Source organism: Mycobacterium riyadhense (genome assembly GCF_963853645.1).
GTDB lineage: Bacteria > Actinomycetota > Actinomycetes > Mycobacteriales > Mycobacteriaceae > Mycobacterium > Mycobacterium riyadhense.
In genome coordinates this window covers 3438250-3450381 of the sequence record NZ_OY970456.1, presented here as the reverse complement: position 1 = coordinate 3450381, position 12132 = coordinate 3438250, and the positions used below count along the sequence as shown (strand labels likewise).

General features: G+C 66.9%; 1 protein-coding gene and 2 pseudogenes. All 3 read left to right on the top strand.

Annotated elements, in window-relative coordinates; all coding sequences use genetic code 11:
* The first annotated feature begins 32 nt into the window (after nt 1-32).
* A complete protein-coding gene (locus tag AADZ78_RS15510) occupies nt 33-806 on the top strand; it encodes an ExeA family protein (protein WP_239655017.1) in 774 nt (257 codons plus the stop codon).
* A gap of 198 nt (nt 807-1004) precedes the next feature.
* A pseudogene (locus tag AADZ78_RS15505) lies at nt 1005-2087 on the top strand (beta-ketoacyl reductase); the annotation flags it as partial.
* A 273-nt stretch (nt 2088-2360) separates the two neighbouring features.
* Nucleotides 2361-12069 (top strand): annotated as a pseudogene (locus tag AADZ78_RS29080) (SDR family NAD(P)-dependent oxidoreductase); the annotation flags it as partial.
* Between the last annotated feature and the right edge of the window lie 63 nt (nt 12070-12132).

The window sequence follows — 12132 nt, the reverse complement described above, 5'->3', positions numbered from 1 at the left end:
AACGGCTGCAATCACATTGGGGTTTCACCCGGATGCCGTTCGGGCGTGACCTGGCCCCGGCCATGCTGCATCGCCATGCCGGGCACGGCGAGGCGGTCGCCCGCATCAGCTGGTGTGTGGACCAGCGCGCGATCGGGGTGATCACCGGCGAGGTCGGAGCGGGCAAAACCGTGGCCGTGCGGGCGGCCACCACCGCGCTGGATCCCTCCCGGCATGTGTTCATCTACCTGGCCAACCCGACCGTCGGGGTGCGCGGCATGCTCACCCACATCGTGGCCACCCTCGGGCACACCCCGGCCTTCCATAAGTCCACCCTGGCCCCGCAAGCCTCTGAGGCATTGGCCACCGAGCACGCCGAACGTGGACGCTCACCGGTGCTTGTGATCGACGAGGCACACCTGCTCGATAATCAACAGCTCGAATCGATCCGGCTGCTCACCAACCACGACATGGACTCCGGATCCCCGTTCGCGGTCGTGCTCATCGGCCAGCCCAGCCTGCGCCACCGACTTCGGCTAGGCGTGCTCGCCGCGTTGGATCAGCGCATCGCGGTGCGCTACACCATCGCCGGAATGAGTGGCACCGACACCGCCGACTACATCGGCCATCACTGCAAAATCGCCGGGCGTTCCGACACCCTGTTCTCCCAGGACGCGATCGGGCTGATCCACAACGCCTCCCGCGGTCACCCGCGTGCGGTCAACAACCTGGCCCTACACGCGCTAACCGCCGCGTTCGCTGCCGATCACTCCATCGTCGACGAGAAGGCAGCCCGTATCGCTATCGCCGAAACCGCGGCGGACTGAATCTAATTCGCGTCAAACCGACCAGGACCGCATCAACTCGACCGGCACCCCGTCACCACGCCCACCACGGCCCCGCTCACCACACCGAGCGGGGCCGTTCTCATAACCCGATCGTCGTCAACCCCGACGACGCCATCGTCGTCATCGAAAGAGACGCGCAACAACAGTACCGGTCGGGATTCAGACCCGGTGCCGGTGATGTCGTGGAACGACTTTCACACCACCAACACCGCCGACGACGACACCGACACCAACACCAACACCGCTGGTAGTGCTGGTGGTGGGGGTGTGGTGGTGTGGCAGTGCGGCGGTAGTGGTGGTGGGGGTGGGGATGTGGTGGGGTCGGTGCACGCGGTCACCCATGCGGTGTTGGCGGTGTTGCAGTCGTGGCTGGGTCGCGATCAGACCGCGGTGTTAGTGGTGGTGACTCGTGGTGCGGTGGGGTTGGCCGGTCAGGACGTCACCGATCTGGCAGGGGCGGCGGTATGGGGGCTGGTGCGCTCAGCACAGGCCGAGCATCCGGGCCGGATCGTGTTGCTCGACACCGACATTGATATTGATCTTGATGGCGGCCCGGATGCGTCGATTGACTGGATTGGGTTAGCGGGGTTAGGCGAGCCGCAGCTGGTGGTGCGCGCCGGGGTGGCCTATGGGGGGCGGTTAGCGGCGGTGGCGCCGGTGGCGGTTTTACCGGATGCGGATGGGGATGGGGGTGTGGTTGCGGCGCGGGGCGGTGTTGAGGGGTTGGTGGGGGGCACGGTGTTGGTGACCGGGGGTACCGGGATGGCCGGTGGTGTGTTGGCCCGGCATGTGGTGGCCGCCTATGGGGTGGGTCATGTGGTGTTGGCCAGCCGGGGCGGGGACACCGCGCCAGGTGTGGCGGAGGTGGTGGCCGGGTTGGAGGCTTTGGGGGCGCGGGTGTCGGTGGCGGGCTGTGATGTGGCCGATGCCGATGCGGTAGCGGGGTTGGTGGGCGGGTTGCCGCAGGGGTTCCGGCCGTGGTGTGGGGTGATTCATGCCGCAGGGGTGCTCGATGATGGGGTGGTTACCTCGTTGACCCCAGAACGCATCGATGCGGTGTTGGCGGCCAAGGTCGATGGCGCGTGGAATCTGCATGAGGCGACCCGGGGTTTGGGGTTGTCGATGTTTGTGTTGTGTTCCTCGGTGGCGGGTGTGGCCGGTAGTGCGGGGCAGGGTAATTACGCGGCGGGCAACGCGTTTTTGGATGCGCTGGCTGCGCATCGGCGTGCTGGCGGGTTGGCGGGGGTCTCGGTGGCGTGGGGGTTGTGGGAACAGACCAGCGCGTTGACCGGGCATCTGGGTGGTCGTGATGTGGCGCGGATGACTCGTGGTGGGGTAGCGGCGATGAGCACCGGGCAGGCGGTGGAGTTCTTTGATGCCGCGCTAATGCTGGATCGGCCCGCGGTGGTGGCGGCCCGGTTGGATCTAAAAGCGTTGGATGACAGTGGTGTTGAGCTGCCCCGGTTGTTTGACAATCTGATCCGCCGATCCCGGCGCCGGGTCGAGACCGACACCGCCGCCACGGTCTCAGCGCTAGCGCAGCGCCTGGCCGGCCTCGACGCTGAGCAGCGCCAGCAGGTGATGGTCGAGGTGGTGTGCGGTCAGGTGGCGGCCGTGCTGGGCCATCCCAACAGCACGGATATCGACGCCGAACAGGCGTTTCAGGATTTAGGGTTTGACTCACTGACCGCTGTGGAGCTGCGCAACCGGCTCAAAACCCTGACCGGGCTGACGTTATCGCCCACTCTGGTCTTTGACTACCCCACCCCCGCGGGGTTGGCGCGGCATTTGGGGCAGCGGGTCAGTGGGTCGGTGCCGGTGCCGGTACCGGTGGTGGCGCGGGTGGGCATGGGGATTGATGAGCCGGTCGCGGTGGTGGGGGTGGGGTGTCGGTTCCCGGGTGGGGTGGATGGTGCGGGGGCGTTGTGGGAGGTGGTGGCCCAGGGTCGTGATGTGGTGGGTGAGTTCCCGCTGGATCGGGGTTGGGATGTGGAGGGGTTGTTTGATCCTGACCCGGATGCGGTGGGTAAGACCTATTGCCGCCAGGGCGGGTTTGTGGCTGGGGCCGCGGAGTTTGATGCCGGGTTTTTCGGGATCGCTCCGCGTGAGGCGTTGGCGATAGATCCCCAGCAGCGGTTGTTGTTGGAGTGTTCGTGGGAAGCGTTGGAGAACGCCGGGATTGACCCGAAGTCGTTGAGGGGCAGCCCGACGGGGGTGTTCACCGGGGTGATGTACGCCGACTACGCGGCGCGGCTGTTCAGTGGTGGCAGTGGCGGTGCTAGGGGTGATGCCCAGGAGTTGGAGGGGTATTTGGGCAACGGCAGCGCCGGGAGTGTGGCGTCGGGGCGGGTGGCTTATGTGTTGGGGTTGGAGGGTCCGGCGGTGTCGGTGGATACGGCGTGTTCGTCGTCGTTGGTGGCCATTCATCAGGCTGTGCAGTCGTTGCGGTTGGGGGAGTGTGAGTTGGCGTTGGCCGGTGGGGTGACGGTGATGGCCACCCCGACGGTGTTTGTGGAGTTTTCCCGGCAGCGGGGGCTGGCCGCCGATGGGCGGTGTAAGTCGTTCGCCGGGGGCGCGGATGGGACGGGGTTTTCTGAGGGTGTGGGGGTGGTGGTGTTAGCGCGGCTCTCGGATGCGCGGCGGTTGGGGTATCCGGTGTTGGCGCTGGTGCGGGGTTCTGCGGTGAATCAGGATGGGGCTTCTAATGGGTTGACCGCGCCCAATGGGCCCTCCCAGCAGCGGGTGATTGCCGCGGCGTTGGCCAATGCGGGGTTAACGCCAAGGGATGTGGATGTGGTCGAGGCCCACGGGACGGGACCCGATTGGGGGATCCGATTGAGGCTCAGGCGTTGTTGGCCACCTATGGGCAAGACCGCCATGGCGGTGAGCCGTTGTGGTTGGGGTCGATCAAGTCGAACATGGGTCACGCGCAGGCCGCGGCGGGGGTGGCCGGGCTGATCAAGATGATCGAGGCGATGCGCCATGCGGTGATGCCGAAAACATTGCATGTGGATACGCCGTCTTCCCAGGTGGATTGGGAGTCCGGGGCGGTGTCGTTGTTGACCCAGGCGCGGCCATGGCCGGCGGCGGCGGGTCGACCGCGCCGAGCCGGGATTTCCTCGTTCGGGATCAGTGGCACCAACGCGCACGTGATTGTCGAACAGGCCCCACCCGAGCCGGTGGCGGTGGGTGAGGCGTCTGGGTCGGGGTCGGGGGTGGGGTTGTCGGTGCTGCCGTGGGTGATCTCGGGGCGATCGGCGCAGGCGTTAGCGGCTCAGGCGGAACGGTTGGCGGGGTTGGTGGCTGCCGATGAGGGGTTGGGTGTGCTGGATGTGGGGTGGTCGTTGACGTCGCGGTCGGTGTTTGAACATCGAGCGGTGGTGGTGGGGGCTGATCGAGAGCAGTTGGCGGCGGGGTTGGCGGGGGTGGCTGGCGGTGAGCCAGGCGTTGGTGTGGTGCTGGGTCGGGCGGGGTCGGTGGGGAAGACGGTGCTGGTGTTTGGCGGCCAGGGCTCGCAATGGGTGGGGATGGGCCGGCAGTTGTTGGAGGTGTCTGCGGTTTTTGCCGAGCAGATGCGCCGCTGTGAGCAGGCGTTGGCGGGGTTTGTGTCGTGGTCGTTGCTGGATGTGGTGCGTGGGGCGGCGGGGGCGCCGGGGTTGGAGCGGGTGGATGTGGTGCAGCCGGTGTTGTGGGCGGTGATGGTGTCGCTGGCGCGGTTGTGGGAGTCGGTGGGAGTGGTACCGGATGCGGTGTTGGGCCATTCGCAGGGGGAGATCGCCGCGGCGTATGTGGCCGGGGCGTTGTCGTTGACCGATGCGGCGGCGGTGGTGGCGCTGCGTAGCGCGTTGTTGGCGTCGTTGGCCGGGGCGGGGGCGATGGTGTCGTTGGCGTGTTCGGCGGGGCGCGCTCAGGAGTTGGTGGCCGGGGTGGGTGATCGGGTTGCTGTGGCGGCCGTGAACGGGCCTGCGGCGGTGGTGGTTTCTGGTGAGCTCGACGCGGTGGAGCAGGTGATGGCCGCGGCGCAGGCGGTGGGGGTACGGGCGCGGCGGTTGGCGGTCGATTATGCGTCGCATTCGGTGCAGGTTGAGGTGATTGAGCAGCGGTTGGTCCAGGCGTTGGCGGGTATCACGCCGCGTTCGTGTGGGGTGGAGTTTTTCTCCACGGTCACGGGTGGGTTGGTCGATACCGCGGGCTTGGATGGCGGGTATTGGTATCGCAACCTGCGTCAGACGGTGCAGTTGGAGGCGGCGCTGCGCTGTGCGGTGGGGCGCGGGTATCAGGTGTTTGTGGAGGCCGATCCGCATCCGGTGTTGGCCGCTGCGATTGAGGACACCCTGACCGCCCAGGGTGTTGCGGGTGTGGTGGTGGCGACGTTGGGTCGTGATCAGGGTGGGTTGGATCGGTTTTGGTTGTCGGCGGGTCAGGCTTTTGTGGCCGGGGTGGGGGTTAATTGGGCGGCGGTGTTTGCCGGTTGTGGGGCCAAGCGGGTGGGGTTGCCGACGTATGCGTTTGTGCGGCAACGGTATTGGCTGGACGGGGTGTCGGTGGGTGGTGGTGATGTGGGTGGTGTGGGTCTGGGTGGGGCCGGCCATGGGTTGTTGGGTGCGGTGGTGGCGCGTCCGGATACCGGTGGGGTGGTGTTGACCGGGCGGTTGTCGCTGGCGGCACAGCCGTGGCTGGCTGATCATGCGGTGGGTGGGGTGGTGGTGCTCCCGGGGGCAGGGTTTGTGGAGTTGGTGGTGCGTGCCGGCGATGAGGTGGGCTGTGAGCGGGTGCAGGAGTTGGTGTTGGCCGCGCCGCTGGTGCTAGCCCCGGGTGAGGCGGTGTCGGTGCAAGTCGTGGTCGATGGCGCGCACGACGACGGGTCGCGGGCGGTGTCGGTGTATTCACGCAGCAGCCGGGCCGGGGCAGGGTGGATGCTGCACGCCGAGGGAGTGTTGGGGCCCACCGGTGGTGGTGCGGTAGGCGCGGATTTGTCGGTGTGGCCCCCCCACGACGCGGTGGGGGTGGATGTTTCCGATGTTTATCCGGGGTTGGCCGGGCGTGGTTATGAGTATGGTCGGGCGTTTCAAGGACTTGAGGCGGTATGGCGGCGGGGACGGGAGGTTTTCGCTGAGGTCATCGTGCCCACCGATGCCGGGCTGCAAGTCCAGGGATTCGGGATACATCCAGCACTGTTGGATGCGGTGCTACACGCCGCGCTGACACTGGACACCAATACCGGGGCGATGGTGTTGCCGTTTTCCTGGCAGGACGTCACATTGCATGCCACCGGCGCAACCCACCTGCGTGCCCGGATCGCCCCGCTGGACACCGGGGATGAGGGTGCGGGACAGGCGGTCTCGATCGAGGTGGCCGATAACACCGGAATGCCGGTGTTATCGGTAGGGGCGTTGCTGACCCGCCCGGTCACCACAGAGCAGTTGGCGGCCGCAGCCGCGGCCGCTGGCGGGGGGGTGGGTCAGGGGTTGTTGGAGTTGGTGTGGTCACCGCTGGTGCTCGACGACAGTACCGGTCGGGATTCAGACCCGATACCGGTGATGTCGTGGAACGACTTTCACACCACCAACACCGACACCGACACCGACACCGACACCAACACCAACACCGCTGGTAGTGCTGGTGGTGGGGGTGTGGTGGTGTGGCAGTGCGGCGGTAGTGGTGGTGGGGGTGGGGATGTGGTGGGGTCGGTGCACGCGGTCACCCATGCGGTGTTGGCGGTGTTGCAGTCGTGGCTGGGTCGCGATCAGACCGCGGTGTTAGTGGTGGTGACTCGTGGTGCGGTGGGGCTGGCCGGTCAGGACGTCACCGATCTGGCAGGGGCGGCGGTATGGGGGCTGGTGCGCTCAGCACAGGCCGAGCATCCGGGCCGGATCATGTTGCTCGACACCGACATTGATATTGATCTTGATGGCGGCCCGGATGCGTCGATTGACTGGATTGGGTTAGCGGGGTTGGGCGAGCCGCAGCTGGTGGTGCGCGCCGGGGTGGCCTATGGGGGGCGGTTAGCGGCGGTGGCGCCGGTGGCGGTTTTACCGGATGCGGATGGGGATGGGGGTGTGGTTGCGGCGCGGGGCGGTGTTGAGGGGTTGGTGGGGGGCACGGTGTTGGTGACCGGGGGCACCGGGATGGCCGGTGGTGTGTTGGCCCGGCATGTGGTGGCCGCCTATGGGGTGGGTCATGTGGTGTTGGCCAGCCGGGGCGGAGACACCGCACAAGGCGTCGCGCAGGTGGTGGCCGAGTTGGAAGCGGCCGGCGCGCGGGTGTCGGTGGCGGGCTGTGATGTGGCCGATGCCGATGCGGTAGCGGGGTTGGTGGGCGGGTTGCCGCAGGGGTTTCCGCCGTTAAGTGGGGTGATTCATGCCGCGGGGACACTCGATGATGGGGTGGTTACCTCGTTGACCCCAGAACGCATCGATGCGGTGTTGGCGGCCAAGGTCGATGGCGCGTGGAATCTGCATGAGGCGACCCGGGGTTTGGGGTTGTCGATGTTTGTGTTGTGTTCCTCGGTGGCGGGTGTGGCCGGTAGTGCGGGGCAGGGTAATTACGCGGCGGGCAACGCGTTTTTGGATGCGCTGGCTGCGCATCGGCGTGCTGGCGGGTTGGCGGGGGTCTCGGTGGCGTGGGGGTTGTGGGAACAGACCAGCGCGTTGACCGGGCATCTGGGTGGTCGTGATGTGGCGCGGATGACTCGTGGTGGGGTAGCGGCGATGAGCACCGGGCAGGCGGTGGAGTTCTTTGATGCCGCGCTAATGCTGGATCGGCCCGCGGTGGTGGCGGCCCGGTTGGATCTAAAAGCGTTGGATGACAGTGGTGTTGAGCTGCCCCGGTTGTTTGACAATCTGATCCGCCGATCCCGGCGCCGGGTCGAGACCGACACCGCCGCCACGGTCTCAGCGCTAGCGCAGCGCCTGGCCGGCCTCGACGCTGAGCAGCGCCAGCAGGTGATGGTCGAGGTGGTGTGCGGTCAGGTGGCGGCCGTGCTGGGCCATCCCAACAGCACGGATATCGACGCCGAACAGGCGTTTCAGGATTTAGGGTTTGACTCACTGACCGCCGTGGAGCTGCGCAACCGGCTCAAAACCCTGACCGGGCTGACGTTATCGCCCACTGTGGTCTTTGACTACCCCACCCCTGCGGGGTTGGCGCGGCATTTGGGGCAGCGGGTCAGTGGGTCGGTGCCGGTGCCGGTACCGGTGGTGGCGCGGGTGGGCATGGGGGTTGATGAGCCGGTCGCGGTGGTGGGGGTGGGGTGTCGGTTCCCGGGTGGGGTGGATGGTGCGGGGGCGTTGTGGGAGGTGGTGGCCCAGGGTCGTGATGTGGTGGGTGAGTTCCCGCTGGATCGGGGTTGGGATGTGGAGGGGTTGTTTGATCCTGACCCGGATGCGGTGGGTAAGACCTATTGCCGCCAGGGCGGGTTTGTGGCTGGGGCCGCGGAGTTTGATGCCGGGTTTTTCGGGATCGCTCCGCGTGAGGCGTTGGCGATAGATCCCCAGCAGCGGTTGTTGTTGGAGTGTTCGTGGGAAGCGTTGGAACACGCCGGGATTGACCCGAAGTCGTTGAGGGGCAGCCCGACGGGGGTGTTCACCGGGGTGATGTACGCCGACTACGCGGCGCGGCTGTTCAGTGGTGGCAGTGGCGGTGCTAGGGGTGATGCCCAGGAGTTGGAGGGGTATTTGGGCAACGGCAGCGCCGGGAGTGTGGCGTCGGGGCGGGTGGCCTATGTGTTGGGGTTGGAGGGTCCGGCGGTGTCGGTGGATACGGCGTGTTCGTCGTCGTTGGTGGCCATTCATCAGGCTGTTGCGTCGTTGCGGTTGGGGGAGTGTGAGTTGGCGTTGGCCGGTGGGGTGACGGTGATGGCCACCCCGACGGTGTTTGTGGAGTTTTCCCGGCAGCGGGGGCTGGCCGCCGATGGGCGGTGTAAGTCGTTCGCCGGTGCTGCGGATGGGACGGGGTTTTCTGAGGGTGTGGGGGTGGTGGTGTTAGCGCGGCTCTCGGATGCGCGGCGGTTGGGGTATCCGGTGTTGGCGCTGGTGCGGGGTTCTGCGGTGAATCAGGATGGGGCTTCTAATGGGTTGACCGCGCCCAATGGGCCCTCCCAGCAGCGGGTGATTGCCGCGGCGTTGGCCAATGCGGGGTTAACGCCCGCGGATGTGGATGTGGTCGAGGCCCATGGGACGGGCACGGTGTTGGGCGATCCGATTGAGGCTCAGGCGTTGTTGGCCACCTATGGGCAAGACCGCCATGGCGGTGAGCCGTTGTGGTTGGGGTCGATCAAGTCGAACATGGGTCACGCGCAGGCCGCGGCGGGGGTGGCCGGGCTGATCAAGATGATCGAGGCGATGCGCCATGCGGTGATGCCGAAAACATTGCATGTGGATACGCCGTCTTCCCAGGTGGATTGGGAGTCCGGGGCGGTGTCGTTGTTGACCCAGGCGCGGCCATGGCCGGCGGCGGCGGGTCGACCGCGCCGAGCCGGGATTTCCTCGTTCGGGATCAGTGGCACCAACGCGCATGTGATTGTCGAAGAACCCCCTGTCGGGGTGGTCAATGCTGAAAGTGGCGATAAATCCACGGTTTTGGGTGTGGTGCCTTGGGTGATCTCGGCTAAGTCGGCGCGGCTTTGGCGGCTCAGGCGGAACGGTTGGCGGGGTTGGTGGCTGCCGATGAGGGGTTGGGTGTGCTGGATGTGGGGTGGTCGTTGACGTCGCGGTCGGTGTTTGAACATCGAGCGGTGGTGGTGGGGGCTGATCGAGAGCAGTTGGCGGCGGGGTTGGCGGGGGTGGCTGGCGGTGAGCCAGGCGTTGGTGTGGTGCTGGGTCGGGCGGGGTCGGTGGGTAAGACGGTGCTGGTGTTTGGCGGCCAGGGCTCGCAATGGGTGGGGATGGGCCGGCAGTTGTTGGAGGTGTCTGCGGTTTTTGCCGAGCAGATGCGCCGCTGTGAGCAGGCGTTGGCGGGGTTTGTGTCGTGGTCGTTGCTGGATGTGGTGCGTGGGGCGGCGGGGGCGCCGGGGTTGGAGCGGGTGGATGTGGTGCAGCCGGTGTTGTGGGCGGTGATGGTGTCGCTGGCGCGGTTGTGGGAGTCGGTGGGAGTGGTACCGGATGCGGTGTTGGGCCATTCGCAGGGGGAGATCGCCGCGGCGTATGTGGCCGGGGCGTTGTCGTTGACCGATGCGGCGGCGGTGGTGGCGCTGCGTAGCGCGTTGTTGGCGTCGTTGGCCGGGGCGGGGGCGATGGTGTCGTTGGCGTGTTCGGCGGGGCGCGCTCAGGAGTTGGTGGCCGGGGTGGGTGATCGGGTTGCTGTGGCGGCCGTGAACGGGCCTGCGGCGGTGGTGGTTTCTGGTGAGCTCGACGCGGTGGAGCAGGTGATGGCCGCGGCGCAGGCGGTGGGGGTACGGGCGCGGCGGTTGGCGGTCGATTATGCGTCGCATTCGGTGCAGGTTGAGGTGATTGAGCAGCGGTTGGTCCAGGCGTTGGCGGGTATCACGCCGCGTTCGTGTGGGGTGGAGTTTTTCTCCACGGTTACGGGTGGGTTGGTCGATACCGCGGGCTTGGATGGCGGGTATTGGTATCGCAACCTGCGTCAGACGGTGCAGTTGGAGGAGGCGCTGCGCTGTGCGGTGGGGCGCGGGTATCAGGTGTTTGTGGAGGCCGATCCGCATCCGGTGTTGGCCGCTGCGATTGAGGACACCCTGACCGCCCAGGGTGTTGCGGGTGTGGTGGTGGCGACGTTGGGTCGTGATCAGGGTGGGTTGGATCGGTTTTGGTTGTCGGTGGGTCAGGCTTTTGTGGCCGGGGTGGGGGTCAATTGGGCGGCGGTGTTCGCCGGTTGTGGGGCCAAGCGGGTGGGGTTGCCGACGTATGCGTTTGTGCGGCAACGGTATTGGCTGGACGGGGTGTCGGTGGGTGGTGGTGATGTGGGTGGTGTGGGTCTGGGTGGGGCCGGCCATGGGTTGTTGGGTGCGGTGATCGCGCGTCCGGATACCGGTGGGGTGGTGTTGACCGGGCGGTTGTCGCTGGCCGCACAGCCGTGGCTGGCTGATCATGCGGTGGGTGGGGTGGTAGTGCTCCCGGGGGCAGGGTTTGTGGAGTTGGTGGTGCGTGCCGGCGATGAGGTGGGCTGTGAGCGGGTGCAGGAGTTGGTGTTGGCCGCGCCGCTGGTGCTAGCCCCGGGTGAGGCGGTGTCGGTGCAAGTCGTGGTCGATGGCGCGCACGACGACGGGTCGCGGGCGGTGTCGGTGTATTCACGCAGCAGCCGCGCCGGGGCAGGGTGGATGCTGCACGCCGAGGGGATGTTGGGGCCCACCGGTGGTGGTGCGGTAGGGGCGGATTTGTCGGTGTGGCCCCCCCTCGGTGCGGTGGGGGTGGATGTTTCCGATGTGTATCCGGGGTTGGCCGGGCGTGGTTATGAGTATGGTCGGGCGTTTCAAGGACTTGAGGCGGTGTGGCGGCGGGGACGGGAGGTTTTCGCTGAGGTCATCGTGCCCACCGATGCCGGGCTGCAAGTCCAGGGATTCGGGATACATCCAGCACTGTTGGATGCGGTGCTACACGCCGCGCTGACACTGGACACCAATACCGGGGCGATGGTGTTGCCGTTTTCCTGGCAGGACGTCACGTTGCATGCCACCGGCGCAACCCACCTGCGTGCCCGGATCGCGTTGCTGGACACCGGGGATGAGGGTGCGGGACAGGCGGTCTCGATCGAGGTGGCCGATAACACCGGGGTGCCGGTGTTATCGGTAGGAGCGTTGCTGACCCGCCCGGTCACCACGGAGCAGTTGCAGGCCGCGGCCGCCGCAGCGGGTGGGGGTCAGGGGTTGTTGGAGTTGGTGTGGTCACCGCTGGTGCTCGACGACAGTACCGGTCGGGATTCAGACCCGATACCGGTGATGTCGTGGAACGACTTTCACGCCACCAACACCGCTGGTGGTGGTGGTGGCGCTGATGCCGACACCGCCACCGCTGGTGGTGGGGGTGTGGTGGTGTGGCAGTGCGGCGGTAGTGGTGGTGGGGGTGGGGATGTGGTGGGGTCGGTGCACGCGGTCACCCATGCGGTGTTGGCGGTGTTGCAGTCGTGGCTGGGTCGCGATCAGACCGCGGTGTTAGTGGTGGTGACTCGTGGTGCGGTGGGGTTGGCCGGTCAGGACGTCACCGATCTGGCGGGGGCGGCGGTGTGGGGGTTGGTGCGCTCAGCACAGGCCGAGCATCCGGGCCGGATCGTGTTGCTCGACACCGATAGTGACGTTGATCTTGATGGCGGCCCGGATGCGTCGATTGACTGGATTGGGTTAGCGGGGTTAGGC